A 17574-nucleotide genomic window follows, 5' to 3' on the forward strand; every position below is an offset into this window, starting at 1 on the left:
TTCCCTTCGTTGCTTTAAACCATCTGCTGTCGACTCTTGGGATCAAGGGACTCCGGCGGCATAAGGCACCGCCACGGTCCTCTAGGATACAGCGGCGTCGCGGACCTTGATCATGGTGCGCAGGTTGCGCGTGGTGGTGGAGGCCTTGTACTTCGGCTTCGCGGACAGCTTGCTGAACGGACTGTCCAGGGTGCCGCCGGCGGGTGCCAACCACGCCAAGGCTTCCGGTCCCAGCGCGGTTAGCTGTGCGCCGTCCAGGGCCAGGCCGGCCTCATGCAGCTCGGCAAGCACCCCGAGGTCCGAGCCCAGCGTGAGATAGGTATGGGTGGTTGCGTCGTCCGCGGGGTAGGGGCACGCCGCCACCAGCTCGCCTACGCGGTCCGCTGGCAAAACCACCACCCAGGCGTCATAACCAAACGCCTCCCGGAGGCAGGCCTCGAATTCCGTTTTAACGCCGGCGGCGGGCAGTTCGCTTGAGAGCACAACATTTCCGCTGGCCAGGAGCGTCTTCACGTCCGAAAACGGACGGGAAGCGAGGGCCTGCTTCAGCTCGGCCATTTTGATGGTGATACCGCCGACGTTGACCCCGCGCAGGAACACCGCATAACTGCTCATGCGCACAGCCTATGCCGCTAGTCGCTGGTTTTGCGCAGCGCCTCGGTCAGCACCCGGGCAGCGTTGCAGACCACCTCGGCGTGCAGCCGGCCCGGCTGGCGGGTGAGGCGTTCAATCGGGCCGGAGATAGACACTGCCGCGATCACCCGGCCGGACGGTCCGCGGACGGGGGCCGAAACGGAGGCCACGCCCGGCTCGCGTTCGCCGAGGCTCTGGCCCCAGCCACGGCGCCGCACCCCGGCCAGGACGGTGGGGGTGAAACGGGCGGCCTGCAGACCTTCAAGGAGCCGGTCATGGTCCTCCCAGGCGAGGAGTACCTGGGCGGCGGAACCGGCCTTCATGGACAGCTGGGTGCCGACGGGAATGGTGTCGCGCAGGCCGATGGGCCGTTCGGCGGAGGCCACGCAGACGCGCCACTCACCCTGCCTGCGGAAAATCTGGGCGCTCTCCCCGGTGGCGTCTCGCAACTGCATCAGGACGGGCCCGGCGGAGGCGATCAGGCGGTCCTCACCGGCCGCGGAGGCCAGCTCCACAAGGCGGCTGCCGAGCACAAAGCGGCCCTGGATGTCGCGGCTTACCAGCCGGTGATGGACCAGCGCCAGCGCCAGCCGGTGCACGGTGGGCCGAGCCAGTCCCGTGGCGGCCACAAGCTGCGCCAGGGTGGTTGGGCCTGCCTCAAGTGCGTCAAGCACATGGGCGGCTTTATCGATGACACCGACTCCACTAGAATTGTCCATGTAATGATATTGCCGTCTCATTATCTGAGATGCAAGTCAACGCGCTGGCGCAGGACGCGGGCGGGCTGATTCAGTGGTGGGAACAAGCAGTCACGTACGAAAATACCGCAGTGAAGGGAGTAGGCCGTGGCAAAGACACTGGCCGAGAAAGTCTGGGGCGCGCACGTGGTGCGCAAAGGCGACGGCGAAGGAGTCAACGCCCAGCCAGACCTTCTCTTCATTGACCTCCACCTGGTGCACGAAGTGACCTCCCCGCAGGCCTTCGAAGGGCTCCGGCTGGCCGGGCGTCCGCTTCGCCGGCCCGATCTCACCATCGCCACTGAGGACCACAACACGCCGACGCTGGACATCGACAAGCCAATTGCCGATCTCACCAGCCGCACGCAGATCCAGACCCTGCGCAACAACTGCAAGGAATTTGGTGTCCGGCTGCACTCCCTGGGGGACGCCGAACAAGGCATCGTGCATGTGGTGGGCCCGCAGCTGGGCCTCACCCAGCCCGGCATGACAGTGGTCTGCGGCGACTCGCACACCTCCACCCACGGGGCCTTCGGCGCCCTGGCGATGGGCATCGGCACCTCCGAGGTGGAACATGTGATGGCGACCCAGACGCTGTCCCTGAAGCCGTTCAAGACCATGGCCATCAACGTCGAGGGCACCCTGCGCCCCGGAGTGTCCGCCAAGGACATCATCCTGGCCGTCATCGCCAAGATCGGCACCGGCGGCGGCCAGGGCTACGTGCTCGAATACCGCGGCTCCGCAATCCGGGCACTGTCCATGGAAGCCCGGATGACCATCTGCAACATGTCCATCGAAGCCGGCGCCCGCGCCGGACTCGTCGCCCCGGACCAGACGACTTACGACTACATGTTCGGCCGTCCGCACGCACCCCAGGGCGCCGAGTGGGATGCCGCCGTCGACTACTGGGACACCCTGCGCACGGAGGATGACGCGAGCTTCGACGTTGAGGTGGACCTCGACGCCGACACCCTGGAACCGTTTGTGACTTGGGGGACCAACCCGGGCCAGGGCGTGTCCCTGTCCGCGAAGGTGCCCTCGCCCGAGGACTTCGGCGACGAGAATGCCAAGGCTGCGGCGGAACGTGCGCTGCAATACATGGGCCTGGAAGCCGGCACCCCGATGAAGGACATCCGCGTCGACACGGTGTTTTTGGGATCCTGCACCAACTCCCGGATGGAAGACCTCCGTGCGGCCGCGGACATCATCCGCGGCCGCACCAAGGACCCCAACATCCGGATGCTTGTGGTGCCCGGCTCCGCCCGCGTCCGCCTCGAGGCCGAGGCCGAGGGCCTGGACAAGGTCTTTAAGAACTTCGGCGCCGAATGGCGCTTCGCCGGCTGTTCGATGTGCCTGGGCATGAACCCGGACCAGCTGGAACCGGGGGAGCGCTGCGCCTCCACCTCGAACCGCAACTTCGAGGGCCGGCAGGGCAAGGGCGGACGCACCCACCTGGTCTCCCCGGTGGTGGCAGCCGCGACCGCCGTGCGCGGCACCCTAAGCTCGCCGTCGGACCTGGAACCTGCGCCCGAGTCCGCCGCCCTGAGCGCCGATGCCGCGTAGCTTCCGACAGTCACTGATCCACACAGCCTAGAAGGATCCGCCATGGAAAAGTTCACCACCCACACCGGAATCGGCGTCCCGCTGCGCCAAAGCAACGTCGACACTGACCAGATCATCCCCGCCGTCTACCTCAAACGCATCACACGCACCGGTTTCGAAGATGCCCTCTTTGCCGGCTGGCGCAAGGACCCGGCGTTCATCCTCAACCAGGAACCTTTTAATGCCGGTTCGGTGCTGGTGGCCGGGCCTGACTTCGGTACCGGGTCCTCCCGGGAGCACGCCGTCTGGGCACTTAAGGACTACGGCTTCAAGACCGTACTTTCCTCACGCTTCGCCGACATCTTCCGCGGCAACTCCGGCAAGCAGGGCCTGCTCGCCGCCGAACTCGCCCAGGACGACATTGAACTGATCTGGAAGGAACTGGAGAACGCGCCCGGCACCGAAGTCACCGTGGACCTTGTCTCGAAGACCGTGATCTGCGGCAATATTGTGGCCCCGTTTGAGATCGACGACTACACCCGGTGGCGCCTGCTTGAGGGCCTGGACGACATCGGGCTGACGCTCAAGCACGAGGAAGACATCACCGTTTTCGAGGCCACCCGTCCCGCGTTTATGCCCAAGACCCTGCCGGCCAAGATGTCCTGACACGCCGAGCCCGACGCCGGATTCGATTCCGGTGAACGGTACGGCTGGGAAGGTGCGGCACACCGGGCACCAACGCCGGGAGCTGCTAGCAGTGTTCCTCGCCGTTGAGAGGGTCGGTGGCTCCGCAGCAACGGCTGACCGGATGAGCGGAGTGAACGTGGAAGTGGAATTGTGAGTCTCTCTGTTAAGGTTCTCTAATGCCCACAAACGTGATGATCTATGGAAGCGCTGTGTCCAGGACCGCGTTCGGAGTGATGGATTCAAGCTTCAGCCTCCTCCGCCATGTTGCCGGTCAGTCAATGATCAGTGCGCTATCCCGGCCCGGGGTCCTCGGTGAAGGCCGAAGGGTGGAACCGGCACTGGAGGAAGACGTCAAATCTATGCTCCTAAAGCACGTTCGTCGGCACGCGGGCGAACTAGACGTACTTGTCATCGACCTGCTGGACGAACGGCACGGCGTCGTCCACCTTCCGGATGGAAGCTACGTGACCGATACGCCCGAACTGTCTGCTGCAGGCCTCCTGGACACTGTCGCCGGCAAAAAGACCACTATCGCACCGGTCACTGAGAGGCACTGGGACCTCTGGGAAGCTTCGGCCAATAGACTCTTCAGCGCCCTCGCAGAGTTGGGACTGCGTGAACGGACGATCGTCCTTGACATGCCTTGGGCTAAAGACGAACGAGAGGTGGGCGGAAGCCGTGATGGCAAAGCGGCTGAACTGAGCGCCTATTTCACCGAATGCTGTGCGCACATCCGTAGCCGCGGCTTCACCGTGGCGGCAATGCCGGAAGGGCCTCATGTGGTGGCCACCGAGCATAACCCGCAGTGGGAGACACCGTCGTCCGGTGCAGTCGCAAACTCGTGGATCGCGTCCCAAATAGAGGCCGTAGCGGCACGAACGTCGTAGGTAAGCGCCGGCGTCTGAGGATCGTGCGGCACACCCCGTATTTCAGATCGGTAACGCAACCTCCTATGCTTAGCAGGTGCCTTTGGAAGGTTTTGGGGGCGAGTAGTCGTGAGGAAAGCCGTATATGAGTAGTGTTCTGACAATCCGCGGAGGCGTCCCGCTGACTGGCCGCGTCACCGTGCGCGGGGCCAAGAATCTTGTCCCCAAAGCAATGGTGGCTGCCCTGCTGGGCAATGAGCCCTCCGTGCTGCGCAACGTCCCCGAAATCAAGGATGTTGAGGTTGTCACCAGCCTGCTCCAACTCCACGGCGTGACGGTTGAGAAGGACCCCATCACCGGGGACCTGACCCTCGACCCGAAGGGCGCCAAAACCGCCTCGAGCACCGCCATCGACGCCCATGCCGGCGATTCCCGCATCCCGATCCTGCTCTGCGGGCCCCTGATCCACGCGATCGGCGAGGCCTTTATCCCGGATCTGGGCGGCTGCAAGATCGGCGACCGACCCATCGACTACCACCTGAACGTGCTCCGGCAGTTCGGTGCCGTGGTGGAAAAGCGTCCCGGCGGCATCCACATTTCAGCGCCGGACGGTCTCAAGGGCGCCAAGATTTCCCTGCCGTACCCCTCCGTTGGAGCCACCGAGCAGGTCCTGCTGAGCGCCACAAGGGCCGAGGGCATCACCGAGCTTTCCGGTGCTGCCACCGAGCCGGAGGTAGTGGACCTCATCGCCGTGCTGCAGAAGATGGGCGCCATCATCAGCGTCCAGACCGACCGCACCATCCGGATCGAAGGCGTCCCGGACCTTGGCGGCTACAACCACCGTGCCCTCTCGGACCGCAACGAGTCGGCCTCCTGGGCCTCAGCTGCGCTGGTGACGAAGGGGGACATCTTCGTCGAGGGTGCCACCCAGCGGGACATGATGACGTTCCTGAACACCTACCGCAAGGTCGGCGGCGGGATGGACATCGGCGACGACGGCATCCGGTTCTATCACAAAGGCGGCAAGCTCAACCCGCTGGTCCTGGAGACGGACGTGCACCCCGGGTTTATGACCGACTGGCAGCAGCCTCTGATCGTTGCGCTGACCCAGGCCGAGGGCGTGTCAATCGTGCATGAAACCGTGTACGAGAATCGTTTCGGCTTCACCGACGCGCTGATCCGGATGGGCGCCAACATCCAGGTCCACCGCGAATGCCTCGGCAGTGTGCCGTGCCGGTTTGGCCAGCGCAACTTCCTGCACTCTGCCGTCATTTCCGGCCCCACCCAGCTGACCGGTGCCGACATTGACGTCCCGGACCTGCGGGGCGGATTCAGCCACCTGATCGCGGCGCTGGCTGCGAATGGCACTTCGCGGGTCACCGGAATCGACATTATTAACCGCGGCTACGAGCGCTTCACCGAAAAGCTCGCCGGCCTGGGCGCGGACTTCGACATCACTTCAGCCGGGTAGCGGGGACCACGTGAAGGAAACCGCCAAGAGCCACACCACCTTTGTCCTTGTTGCCGGAATTGTCCGGCCCGTCATGAACCTGTTGATGCGCAAGCAATGGATCGGGCTGGAGAAGCTCCCCGCCGGCGGCTTTATTGCGGCTCCCAACCACTGCACTGAAATCGATCCGCTGGTGGTGGGGCACATGCTCTACAACCAGAAGCGGATGCCGCACTTCCTGGCCAAGGCGGGCCTTTTTAAGGTGCCGGTGCTGGGATTCGTGCTGCGCGCCACTAAACAAATCCCGGTGGAACGGTCCTCGGCTGGTGCCAACCGCTCGCTGCAGATTGCCCGGGACGTTGTGAACGAGGGCGGAGCCATTGTGATCTATCCCGAAGGAACCCTGACCCGGGATCCTGAGTTGTGGCCGATGAAGGGACACACCGGCGCGGCGCGTATGGCGCTGGAAGGCGGGATACCCGTGGTGCCCATGGCTCATTGGGGAGCCCACGAGGTCCTTCCCCGCTACGCCAAGCGGTTCCATGTCTTTCCGCGGAAGACCTCCCGCCTGGTGGTGGGCGATCCCGTGGACCTCAGCGCCTTTGCTGGGCGGCCGCTGGACAAGGCCACCCTCGCGGAGGCGACCAACGTGATCATGGACTCCGTTACGGAACTCCTGGCCACCCTCCGCGGCGGGCAGCCCCCGCTGGTCCGCTGGGATCCTTCGGCGCACAACCAGAGCGCGCACGGCCGCTTCGCTGCAGGCGGCGACCAAACAGGTGGCGCGGCAGGCAGCCGACCCGACGCCGGAACGTCCACCGACGCGGACGGCGCCGCATGACGGCGGATACCCGCGCCCTGTCTTCCGCCAGCCGGGTGGCTGTCCTCGGAGCCGGATCCTGGGGAACCACCTTCGCCAAGATCCTCGCAGATGCCGCCGCGGCCTCCGGCGTTGAGCGGGAAATCCGGCTGTGGGGCCGCCGCAGCGCGGTGGTGGAACAGATTAACCTGAAGCACCGCAATGAGCAGTACCTCAAGGAAATTGCGCTTCCCTCCAGCATCACCGCGTTTACCGACGTAGCCGAGGTCCTCGCCGGCGCGGAGCTGGTGGTCCTGGCCGTACCCGCACAGACGCTGCGGCCGCAGCTGCGCGAATGGGCGGCCCTGATACCGCCGGGCGCCCTGGTGGTATCCCTGATGAAGGGACTCGAGCTGCACTCCGATGCCCGGATGAGCGAAGTAATCTCTGCTGAACTCGGCATTCCCGCGGACCGGATCGCCGTGGTCTCCGGCCCCAACCTGGCGATGGAGATCGCCCGGGAAGAGCCCACCGCCTCGGTGGTGGCCTGCTCGGACGCGGCGGCGGCCGGCTGGATCGCGCGCAGCTGCACGGCGCCGTATTTCCGCCCGTACACCACGGCCGACGTCGTCGGCGTCGAAATCGGCGGGATCGTCAAGAACATCATCGCCCTGGCCGTCGGAATCTGCGAGGGCAAGCAAATGGGGGACAACACCAAGGCGTCGGTGATCACCCGCGGCCTCGCGGAGACCTCCAGGCTGTCCCTGGCGCTGGGCGGCGAGGCGCAGACGATGGCCGGACTGGCCGGTCTTGGCGACCTCGTGGCTACCTGTTCCTCGCCGTTGTCACGGAACCACACGGCCGGACGGCTGCTGGGCAGAGGCCTGACCCTGGATGAGGTGGCAGCTGAAATGACGCAAACCGCCGAGGGGATCAAGTCGGCGCAGGCCGTTCACGAGCTGGCGGGTAAACTCGGCGTCGAGATGCCAATCACCGCGGCAGTAGTTGCCGTCCTGGCCGGAAAACTGTCCGTTGATGAACTGGGGCCGCTGCTGCTGTCCCGTGATCTCAAACCTGAAGGCGATTACTGAGCGTGACTGAAGAAGAAGTGAACACAGCGGGCCCGGGCGCCCGGCCCCGAGTGGCGGTGCTGTTCGGCGGCCGGTCCAGCGAACACGCGGTCAGCTGCGTGACCGCTGCCGGCGTGCTCGGCGCCATCGACCAGGCCAAGTACGAGGTCATCCCCATCGGGATCGCCAAGTCCGGCCAGTGGGTGCTGGCCTCCGGGGACACCCGCGACTGGTCACTTTCTGCGTCCTCCCTGCCGGAAGTCGCACCGTCGGCCCGGACGGTGGCACTGGCCGAGATCGGCGGCGAACACCAACTGATCGTGGCCGCACCGAACACTGTCCCGCAGGAGCTCGGTGCGGTGGATGTGGTGTTTCCCCTGCTGCACGGCCCGTTCGGCGAGGACGGTACCATTCAGGGTTTGCTGGAGCTTTCCGACACCCGGTACGTCGGTGCCGGAGTGCTGGCGTCCGCCGTCGGGATGGACAAGCACTTTATGAAAGTGGTGTTTGAATCCGCCGGGCTCCATGTGGGTCCCTACATCGCGGTCACGGACCGGCAGTGGCGCAATGATCCGGAGACGGTCCGCAAGCGTGTGGACCGGCTCGGCTTCCCGGTCTTCGTGAAGCCGGCACGGGCCGGCTCATCCATGGGCATCTCCAAGGTGGATTCCCTGGACGGCCTGGATGCCGCAATCGAGGCCGCCCGCGAGCACGACCCGAAACTCGTCATCGAAGCGGGCATCGTGGGCCGCGAAATCGAATGCGCAGTGCTGGAAGGCCGGGGGACCGACGCTCCCCGGACGTCCATGCCGGGGGAGATTGCCGTGGCCGGCGGCGGGCATGAGTTTTATGACTTCAATGCTAAATACGTCGACGACGCCGCCGAGCTCAGCTGCCCGGCAGATCTCCCGGACGAAGCCATCGCCCGGGTCCGCGAGCTTGCCGCCGTTGCGTTCGACGCCGTTGGAGCCGAGGGACTGAGCCGGGTCGATTTCTTCTACACGCCTGAGGGCGAGCTGATCATCAACGAAATCAATACCATGCCCGGATTCACACCGAAGAGCATGTACCCGCAGATGTGGAAAGCCTCAGGCCTGGGCTACGCGGAGCTGATCGACGAACTGATCTACCTGGCGCTGCACCGCACCACCGGCCTGCGCTAGCCTACGGGCTTGGCGGCAGGTTCTCTGCGTTTTGCAGGTCCGCCTGGCCCACGCAGTTCCGCGTCGCTGGCAGTTTCGATGCGGAGGACGCGAGGTCCGCGAGCACGGTGGCGGAACTGATCTTGTTCGGATCCAGCAGGATTTCGGTGGCTGGTTCCCGACCGAAGGTGGTCAGGGTCCATACCGGGTCGCCTTCCTTGATCACCCAATCGACGCCGTTCACGCTGACGCAGCGGTCCGTCGTCGGCCCGGGAACGTTAACCCCGCAGCGCAGGACCAGCAGGGACGGGTCACCCCAGGCGGCGGTGGCCTGGCTGTTGGTCTTGCGCAGCTTGGCGTCACCAATCGCATCCGGCAGCGCCACCATCATGGGGGCGCACGCGGCGTTGGCAGCATCCTTGGCGGGCGCGACGTCCACTACCGGGGAGCATGCGCTCAGCAGGACCCCGGCGATGGCCGCCGCGGCAAGAATTCGGAGCGGACGTGCCGGGGCCGGGAAACGGAAGTGCTGCATTGGTTAAGCCTATCCCTGCCTAAGAGCCGTCTCGGCCAGGAAACCTGCAGTTCCAATTGTCAGTGACGAGCGTTTTTCCCTCGGTCACGTAGACTTGATCCAACTGTGCAACTCTGGGGCGCTGCCGACAATGACGTTTGGTTGGCCAGAGCCGGGCAGCTTAAATCAAATTCCGCACCCGGGGGAGGGCCTTTCGATGACGTCGCGCAGCCGAAAATTTAGATCAGTACGCGGTGGATTGAGCGCAGTTTTGCTCGCAGTTTGCATCAGCGGGACTACTGTCGCTGCCTACGCTGACGACGCCGTTCTTCCAGACCCCTTGACCGTCACCCTGACCCCAACACCGCCGGCCCCTGTGGACACGCTGCCGGGCGAACCGGCGCCGGTAGATCCACCACCCGCTGATACCGCACCTGGGCAGCCAACTGATGCAGCTGTGCCGACGGACACAACGCCGCCTGGCGAGACGTCCCCACCGGCCCTGGAGTCGCCCGCGGAACCTCTTCCGGCGGCAGTTCCGGAAGCGCCCGGAGCTGCGGTTGTTGCACCACCCGTCCGCCGGGCGCCGATCCAGCTCCCTGCGAGGGCGCCGGGCCCCGAAGAATCGGCTCCCATCGGTGCCGTGACGACACCTTCGGCTTCGCCGTCCCCTAGCTCGATGCCGGACACTCCTCCGTCGGCTGCACCTGCCGAGGGTCTCCCCGCAGCCTCGCCTCCCGCGATGGTTCCCGCAGAAATCCAGGCCGCCGTAGTCGCAGCGACTGGAAGCCCTCTCTCGGTGCAGGTGGTTACTGTGCTGATCCTGCTCGGACTCGGGTTTGTATATTTCAGGTTTCTTAGTGGGAAGGGCCGCGGCCTCGGTGCCAAGGCAGGAAAGTAATTGACCGCGGACACCTCCGGCCCGCCAACCGAGGCCGGAACGTCTGACCTGCGCAGCCCGTCGATGATTCAACTCCTGAGGAATGCGCGGCTTGCGGCGAACACGGCCCTGCAGCACTTCACGGACGATCCGATAGTGCTCTTCCTCCAGGTGTCCCGGCGATTCCCGGCGGCGATCGTCCAGTCGACAGCCCGGCTTGTGGGTGCAGCGGCCCGTGAAAACTCTGTTGCCATACTGGTCCTGCTGGCGTCGATGACGCGGGGAGACGGGGAGGACGTGGCCCGCCGCCTCCAGCTTGCCGCTGATCAAAATGTCACAGGTAAGCGGTCCCGACGGCTCGCTGACATCGCGCTTGCGGCAAATCTGCCGGAGGTCTCGGACGTGCTATTAGCAGGGGCACGGGATTCGCGCGGGCTGAAGTCCGCCCTGGCACGGCGGCAGTGGTATGACGGAGCTGTGAGCGACGCGGTTGCCGCACTGGATGGCTCCGGTTGGCTCGGGCGGCAGCAGCAGATGCGCCTGGCTGGTGAACTGGCCGTTTTCCAAGGAGTTGTGCCTTCGCTGGGCCGGCGTGAGTACACTCCGCTTCGTGGCAGGGTCCTTCATTTGCTGACCAACTCCCTGCCGCACACGGAGAGTGGCTACGCCCAGCGTTCGCACTCCATTATGGTGGCTCAGCAAGAGGAGGGGTGGGACGTCCTTGCGGTCACCAGGATCGGCTACCCCGTGCAGATAGGAAAACTATCCGCGGCCTCCATCGACGTTGTGGACGGCGTGCGCTATAGGCGGCTGCTCCCGGCGCGACTGGCGGCGAAACTGGACGCCCGCCTTCAGCAACAGGCCGAGGAGCTGCTGCGCTTAGCTTTGGAGTTCCGACCCAGCGTGCTCCACACCACCACCCACTTCGTCAACGGCCTGGTGGTTCGGGCAGTCGCGGAAGCACTGGACATTCCGTGGGTGTACGAAGTCCGCGGCCAGCTGGCCGACACCTGGGCATCCACCCGCGGTCCTGCGGCCCGTGAGAGCGAAAAATACCGGTTGTTCCAGCAACGTGAGGCTGAGCTGATGGCCGCGGCGGACCTGGTCGTGACGCTGGGTGAAGTCATGAAGGACAACATTGTTGCCGCAGGCATTCCGAACGAGAGAATCATCATCACGCCAAATGCCATCGGCGGACAATTTCTGGAAGAACCAGTGGAGCCCTCCGCGGCGCGGCGAGAACTGGGCCTGCCTGAACAAGGACAGTACATCGGCACTGTCAGCAGCCTGGTCCCCTATGAAGGCATCGATGATCTCATCGCTGCCTTCGGGCTTCTGGCGCCCTCGAATCCGGACCTTCGCCTACTGATCGTCGGTGACGGCGCGTCGCTGCCCTCCCTGAAACAGTTGGCCAGGCGAAGCGGGTTCGACGACCGCATCATCTTCACTGGGCGCGTTCCACGTGACAAAGCACGCCTGTTCCATCAGGCATTGGATGTCTTTGTGGTGCCGCGCAGGGACCTGGATGTCACCCGCTCGGTAACACCACTCAAACCGGTTGAAGCTTTGGCGTGCGCACGGCCGGTTGTGGCCAGCCGGCTTGAAGCCCTGCAGGAAATTGTGACTGACGGCACAAACGGCCTGCTGGCGGCGGCTGGAGACCCCCGGGACCTGGCGGCTAAACTGGAATGGCTCCTCGACTCCGAGGAGTTTAGGGCCCGCTTGGGACAGGCAGGGCGACAGGGCGTGCTGGAAAGCCGGACGTGGAGAGCGAACGCGCTGTCCCTTGCTGGCGCCTATGAGCATTTATTGGAGGCTCGACTTTGAGCGCGGATACTTCGGCAGTCCCACAGGGGCCGACGCCTACTGCGGTGGCCACTTCAGTCAACTTGCGCGGACTGCGCCGCGTCGGTGCCAGGCCGACTTTCCTGGACTATCTTGTTTCGCTGTGGGACTACCGGCACTTCATCTACTATGACGCGCACTCGCGAGTACAGACCGGCAATGAGCAAGACCGGCTGGGCCGCGCCTGGTTGGTTCTTGGACCGCTCCTGAACGGACTGATGTTCTACCTGATTATGGGGGTGCTGCTGAAATCGGGTGGCGGCATTGAAAATTTCATTGCATTCCTGATTATCGGTGTTTTTCTGTTCCAAATGTCGACGCGTTCTATTTCGTCCTCTTCGAAGGTCATCTCTGCCAACAAGAACGTTATCCATGCGTTCCAATTCCCGCGAGCAAGCTTGGTCGTAGCAGCCAACGTCCGCGAGCTGCTATCGAACATTCCGGTCTTGATCACCATGCTCCTCCTGGTGATCGTTCTGCCGCCTTCGGAAGAGATTTCCTGGCGATGGCTGCTCTTGATCCCTGTGGTTGTGTTGCAGTTCGTCTTTAACCTCGGCATTGGACTACTGCTTGCCAGGGTCGTGTCGGCATTCAACGATGTCAGCCAACTGATTTCCTACGCTATGCGCCTCTGGATGTACGCCTCGTGTATGTTCTTCTCGATCGAGAGATTCAATGACGTGCCGGTAGTGAAGACGATCATGGAGTACAACCCCTTATACAACGTGCTGTATCTGGCCAGGGAAGTTCTGCTGTACGGGTCTGCTGGCGACTGGCGGGCGTGGGCGATTCTAGCGCTCTGGTCTATCCTGGCCTTGGCCATCGGGACCGTTGTGTTCTGGCGTGGGGAGGAAACGTATGGCCGAGAGCTCTGAGCTGAATTTTGTTGAGGGGACGCCGTCCGTTGTCATCGACAAAGTGAGCATGACCTATAAGACAACCTCCCGGTCACGGGACGAGGCGGCTCCATCCCCATCTACCTGGCGGATGCTTAAACCCAACGTGGGCCGAACGACGGCTGTTAGCGTCACGGCCCTGAAGGAGTTGTCCCTCGTCGTAGAACACGGGGAATCAGTGGGCATTATCGGCAGGAACGGTTCCGGCAAGAGCACCTTGCTGAAAGTTGTAGGTGGACAAATCCCGCCCACTTCCGGCGCCGTTTATGCTACGTCCACACCCGTAATGCTCGGCGTCAATGCGGCCTTGATACCGGGCCTGTCCGGCGACCAAAACATCATTCTGGGTTGCCTGGCAATGGGTATGAACAGGCGGCAAATCGATGCCAAGTACGCGGCGATCGTAGAATTGTCCGGACTGGAGGAGGCGATCCATATGCCGATGAAATCGTATTCCGCAGGTATGGGCTCTCGGCTTCGCTTTGCAATCGCCGCGGCCATCGATCCGGAAATTCTCATCATCGACGAAGCACTGAATACCGGCGACGCCCAGTTTAAGGACAGGACGCGCAAACGGATGCTGGAGCTGTTGGGTCAGGCCGGCACCGTCTTTTTGGTCAGCCACAGCATGTCGACAATCCTCGACTTGTGCAACAGGGCAATATGGATCGATCAAGGCGAACTACTCGCGGACGGTGCACCGGCCGACGTCGTCAAGTGGTATCGCCTATTCACCCAGCGACTTGCCGATGGCGACCGGGTCGGCGCCCTTAAGATTCGAAGAAGGATGGTTCACGATCTTCACGTGGCTGACGTCAGCGACCGCAACTCCCTTCGGCGGACCAAAGCTTGAGGGCTGATATCCGAACCGTGCGGCGGCTTCTGTGGCATTTGCGGGCAGGCGGCCCGCAGCAGGTCCGGACTTGGCTGGCCCGGGAGGCCTTTGAAGCCGGCCACCGCAAATTGGAGACGGTGCGGGGGGCTGAGGGGGTCTGGGTTGGCAGGGGCCGGAAAAAACGATTGAAATTCCGCCCCACGGGTATTCTGCCGGCGCGGCAACAAGCCAATGGGCTGCCCCGGGTTGGTGTGGTGCTCGATGAGTTCTCCGCACTTGCCTTCGGGGTTGAGTGGGACTGCGTCCAGCTCTCGCCTAAGTCCTGGCGCGAGCAACTGACAAAGCACGCCGTGGACGTGGTGTTCGTAGAATCGGCGTGGAAAGGGCTGGATGGCCTATGGGCGGGCAAGATTGCCGGCCAGGATCACTCCGGACCCTCAACTCTGCGCGAGTTGACTGATTGGTGCCGGGACCAGTCGATTCCAACGGCATTCTGGAATAAAGAGGACCCGCCGCATTACAGCGACTTCCTCTCCGCAGCCAAGTTATTCGATTTCGTGTTTACAAGCGATGCCAACAGGATCGAAACCTACCTAAACGATCTCAACCACGACCGCGTGGACGTGCTGTCTTTTGCTGCCCAGCCAGCTATTCACAACCCCGTGCGACCGAAATTCGGCTGGCACGAACGGGACGTGGCTTTTGCAGGGATGTACTTCGCGGAGAAATATCCGGAACGTCGCCAGCAGCTCGACATCCTCTTAGAGGCAGCAGAGGCGGCCTCGTCCGCCATGGAAACAGGGTTGGAGATCTTTTCCCGGCAGCTGGGCGGGGACCCCAGATACCAGTTTCCCGCTCCCTTCGACGGCAGGGTAGTGGGCTCACTCGAGTATCCGGAGATGTTGACGGCTTATAAGGCGTACAAAACGTTTCTCAACGTTAATTCGGTGCTCGATTCGCCCACCATGTGCTCGCGGAGGGTGTTTGAGATCATCGCAAGCGGGTCCAACGTCGTGACGACACCCAGTGCTGCCATCGGTTCGCATTTTGCCGCCGACGAAATCTTTACCGTTGGTAACGTGACCGAGGCGGAGCAGCTCTTGCGCGCCTTGCATCGGAATCCGGAATTGGGCGAGCGCCAGCTGCACCGGGGTCAACGTCGCGTCTGGCGGGAACATACCTACCGTGCGCGGAGTAACCAGATCCTGGCCGCCGTCGCTCCTCAGCTCGCCCTGCCGCCCGTTCGCCCCACCGTTTCACTTCTAGTGTCGACAATTAGGCCCTGGCAACTCGAACATGTCTTCCAGAGTGTTGGGAGCCAACGTGATGTTGACGGCGAGCTGGTGCTCCTGACTCATGGCTTCACAGTGGAGGATGCAAAGATTCGTCAACTGAAGGAACAATACGGCGTTTCCGCCGTGACGTTGCTGACGGCTGAGACGCAGGTGACCTTGGGGGAGTGCCTGAATCTGTGCGTCTCCGCGGCGGGGGGACAGGTCCTGACGAAGATGGATGACGACGACTTCTATGCCGCCAATTACCTCAGTGATCAGCTTCACGCGCTGGAGTATTCCGGCGCGGACGTGGTGGGCAAACAGGCGCATTACATGTACCTGGCGGGCCAGAACGCGACCCTGCTTCGGTTTCCCGAGTGGGAGCACCGGTATACTCGGACGGTCATGGGACCCACAATCATGGGATTCGCCGACGTTTTTCGCAGCAGTCCGTTCCCAGCAGTAAGTAGCGGAGAAGATACACGCTTCCTACGTGATGTCGGCGCTGCCGGGGGCGTGATCTATGCGTCAGACAGGTTCAACTACTGTCAACAACGGGCCGCTGAGGGCCACACATGGGACATTACCGACGCCGAGTTGCTGGCCAGCGGTGAATTGAAATTTTTTGGTAACTACAGAGACCAGGTCTCTGTCTAACTGGGGGTTCTCCTTGAATACGATTGAAACAGTAGCCGTCATCGGACTGGGGTACATCGGTCTGCCGACTGCCGCGATTCTTGCCGGAAACGGCATCCATGTCATCGGCGTTGACGTGAATGCGGACACAGTGGAGTCCGTTAATCGCGGTGAAGTTCCCTTCGTCGAGCCTGATCTGGCGTCGTATGTTGCCGGTGCCGTAAGCCAGCATAAGTTGAGTGCGTCCACTGAAACCCCCGCAGCCCAGGCATACATCGTGGCCGTCCCCACTCCCTTTAATGCCGACCACACCGCTGACGTGACATACATCAAGGCCGCCGCCCGGGGCATCGCCCCCCAGCTTGTGGGTGGAGAGCTCGTCATTCTTGAGTCCACCTCGCCGCCTGGAACCACGAAGCTCCTTGGTGACTACCTCGTCGGCCTTCGCCCGGACCTGAGTCTCGATGGAGCCGACGGTAAGCCGTCGATCCACGTGGCCCACTGCCCGGAGCGGGTGCTGCCCGGCCGGATCATGATCGAACTGGTCACCAACGACCGGATTGTCGGCGGGCTGACCCCCGAGGCCGCCCAGCTCGCCAAAGCTCTGTACGCCGTCTTCTGCCAGGGCGAGATCCTCGTCACCGACGCCGCCACGGCTGAGATGGCCAAGCTGGTTGAGAACTCATACCGGGACGTCAATATCGCTTTCGCTAACGAACTGTCGGTTATCAGCGACAAGCTGGGCATCAACGTCTGGGAACTCATCAAACTTGCCAATCACCACCCTCGGGTCAACATCCTGCAGCCAGGTCCCGGAGTGGGCGGCCACTGCATCGCCGTCGATCCCTGGTTCATCGTGGCCGCTGCGCCGGAGGAAGCACAGCTAATCCGGCAGGCACGCGAGACCAACGATGCCAAACCTGACTGGGTGGTCAAGAAAGTGCAGGATGCTGTTGGGGAAACCGTAGCGCCCAAGATCGCCGTTTTGGGGTTGGCGTTTAAGGCAAACATCGATGACCTCCGCGAGTCACCGGCGGTCGCAATCGTCGAAAAGCTGAGTGCAAAACTCGACGGCGCAGAGCTTCTGGTTGTGGAACCGCATGTGGACCGTCTCCCACGGACGCTTGCCGGACTCAGCAACGTAGTCCTTCAAGACCTCGAAATGGCAGTGGCAGCGGCCGACGCGGTGCTGCTCCTGGTCGACCACGACGACTTCAGGGAAATGGACGTCCAGCTCATGTCGGGCAAGCCGGTGCTGGACACACGGGGAATCTGGCAGTAATTCGCTGACCAAGTACGGACACGGAGTGAAGCCTTGAGGTATGCAGATGAAGTCTCCCAGGTGGCGACTGTCAACTTGGCAAAACGCAAGAGGTATCTGCAGGATATCGACGGCGTCATCCAGGACTACGAACGACTTCTGGCCCAGGAAGCCCAGAGCCTGCGTTCCGTGGAAGTCTTGCAGAAAGACCTACGCGCCATGCGAAGGGCTCGGGACAACGCAAAAGCTGAGCTGAAGCTGGCCAACGATGAGCGCACCAAACTCAAGTCGGCGCTGAAAGCGCTCCGCTCCTCAAAGAGCCTCCGGGTGGGTCAGGCAATTCTGACGCCCGCTCGGAGCCTCGCACGTGCGTTGGGAGGTTCAGGGACGCCCATCAGAAGCAGCCCAACCTCGCCCGTTCCTTCTCCCAAGTCAGGAATGCGACGGTCGTCCTCCGGGCAGCCTGCGGCCCGATCGGCTGCGGTGGAACCAGTCAAGGTCCCGACT

General features: G+C 63.1%; 15 protein-coding genes. 12 read left to right on the plus strand and 3 right to left on the minus strand.

What is annotated here, in order from left to right; genetic code table 11:
* Window positions 1-81: 81 nt before the first annotated feature.
* Both QMG72_RS01300 and QMG72_RS01305 read right to left on the minus strand, forming a co-directional pair.
* A complete protein-coding gene (locus tag QMG72_RS01300; RefSeq protein ID WP_283479393.1) occupies window positions 82-615 on the minus strand; it encodes a DUF1697 domain-containing protein in 534 nt (177 codons plus the stop codon).
* A 17-nt stretch (window positions 616-632) separates the two neighbouring features.
* Window positions 633-1352, minus strand: coding sequence for an IclR family transcriptional regulator (locus QMG72_RS01305; protein ID WP_226776205.1), 720 nt, complete (start codon window positions 1350-1352; stop codon window positions 633-635).
* Window positions 1353-1478: 126 nt separating this feature from the next.
* Between QMG72_RS01305 and leuC the strand changes: the two genes are divergently transcribed.
* The 7 genes from leuC to QMG72_RS01340 all read left to right on the plus strand — a co-directional run bounded on the left by leuC (window position 1479) and on the right by QMG72_RS01340 (window position 8947).
* Window positions 1479-2933, plus strand: coding sequence for a 3-isopropylmalate dehydratase large subunit (gene leuC / locus QMG72_RS01310; protein WP_283479394.1), 1455 nt, complete (start codon window positions 1479-1481; stop codon window positions 2931-2933).
* A 42-nt stretch (window positions 2934-2975) separates the two neighbouring features.
* The gene (gene leuD / locus QMG72_RS01315; RefSeq protein ID WP_283479395.1) at window positions 2976-3578 is read left to right on the plus strand and encodes a 3-isopropylmalate dehydratase small subunit; all 603 of its coding nucleotides are present in this window, start codon (window positions 2976-2978) and stop codon (window positions 3576-3578) included.
* Window positions 3579-3775: 197 nt separating this feature from the next.
* Window positions 3776-4486, plus strand: a complete 711-nt coding sequence (locus tag QMG72_RS01320) for a DUF6270 domain-containing protein (protein ID WP_283479396.1) — start codon at window positions 3776-3778, stop codon at window positions 4484-4486.
* Window positions 4487-4610: 124 nt separating this feature from the next.
* Complete coding sequence (murA, locus tag QMG72_RS01325; protein ID WP_253032501.1) at window positions 4611-5936, plus strand: UDP-N-acetylglucosamine 1-carboxyvinyltransferase; 1326 nt, start codon at window positions 4611-4613, stop codon at window positions 5934-5936.
* 10 nt (window positions 5937-5946) lie between these two features.
* On the plus strand, window positions 5947-6756 hold the full coding sequence (locus QMG72_RS01330; RefSeq protein WP_283479398.1) for a lysophospholipid acyltransferase family protein: 810 nt from the start codon (window positions 5947-5949) through the stop codon (window positions 6754-6756).
* Window positions 6753-7805 carry an NAD(P)H-dependent glycerol-3-phosphate dehydrogenase gene (locus QMG72_RS01335; RefSeq protein ID WP_283479399.1) on the plus strand — a complete coding sequence of 351 codons (1053 nt, stop codon included), beginning with the start codon at window positions 6753-6755 and terminating at the stop codon, window positions 7803-7805. The genes QMG72_RS01330 and QMG72_RS01335 overlap by 4 nt, the downstream gene beginning before the upstream one ends.
* A 2-nt stretch (window positions 7806-7807) precedes the next feature.
* Window positions 7808-8947: a D-alanine--D-alanine ligase family protein gene (locus QMG72_RS01340; RefSeq protein WP_283479401.1), complete on the plus strand. Its 1140-nt coding sequence runs from the start codon at window positions 7808-7810 to the stop codon at window positions 8945-8947.
* Window position 8948: 1 nt separating this feature from the next.
* Here the strand turns inward: QMG72_RS01340 and QMG72_RS01345 are convergent, their stop codons facing one another.
* Complete coding sequence (locus tag QMG72_RS01345) at window positions 8949-9461, minus strand: DUF3515 family protein (RefSeq protein ID WP_226776198.1); 513 nt, start codon at window positions 9459-9461, stop codon at window positions 8949-8951.
* Between the two features lie 880 nt (window positions 9462-10341).
* Here QMG72_RS01345 and QMG72_RS01350 point away from each other — a divergent pair.
* From QMG72_RS01350 to wecC, 5 genes are read left to right on the plus strand one after another with little or no spacing between them, the layout of a single operon-like run.
* A complete protein-coding gene (locus QMG72_RS01350) occupies window positions 10342-12147 on the plus strand; it encodes a glycosyltransferase family 4 protein (RefSeq protein WP_283479403.1) in 1806 nt (601 codons plus the stop codon).
* A gap of 44 nt (window positions 12148-12191) precedes the next feature.
* Window positions 12192-13040 (plus strand): ABC transporter permease, encoded by an 849-nt coding sequence (locus tag QMG72_RS01355; protein ID WP_283479405.1) that lies wholly within the window; start codon window positions 12192-12194, stop codon window positions 13038-13040.
* Complete coding sequence (locus QMG72_RS01360; RefSeq protein ID WP_283479406.1) at window positions 13024-13914, plus strand: ABC transporter ATP-binding protein; 891 nt, start codon at window positions 13024-13026, stop codon at window positions 13912-13914. Before QMG72_RS01355 ends, QMG72_RS01360 begins: the two co-directional genes overlap by 17 nt.
* Window positions 13911-15827 (plus strand): glycosyltransferase, encoded by a 1917-nt coding sequence (locus tag QMG72_RS01365; RefSeq protein ID WP_283479407.1) that lies wholly within the window; start codon window positions 13911-13913, stop codon window positions 15825-15827. The genes QMG72_RS01360 and QMG72_RS01365 overlap by 4 nt, the downstream gene beginning before the upstream one ends.
* Before the next feature lie 13 nt (window positions 15828-15840).
* Window positions 15841-17088, plus strand: a complete 1248-nt coding sequence (gene wecC / locus QMG72_RS01370; protein WP_283479408.1) for a UDP-N-acetyl-D-mannosamine dehydrogenase — start codon at window positions 15841-15843, stop codon at window positions 17086-17088.
* Window positions 17089-17574 lie beyond the last annotated feature (486 nt).

Source organism: Pseudarthrobacter sp. PH31-O2 (assembly GCF_030063265.1).
Classification (GTDB): domain Bacteria; phylum Actinomycetota; class Actinomycetes; order Actinomycetales; family Micrococcaceae; genus Arthrobacter.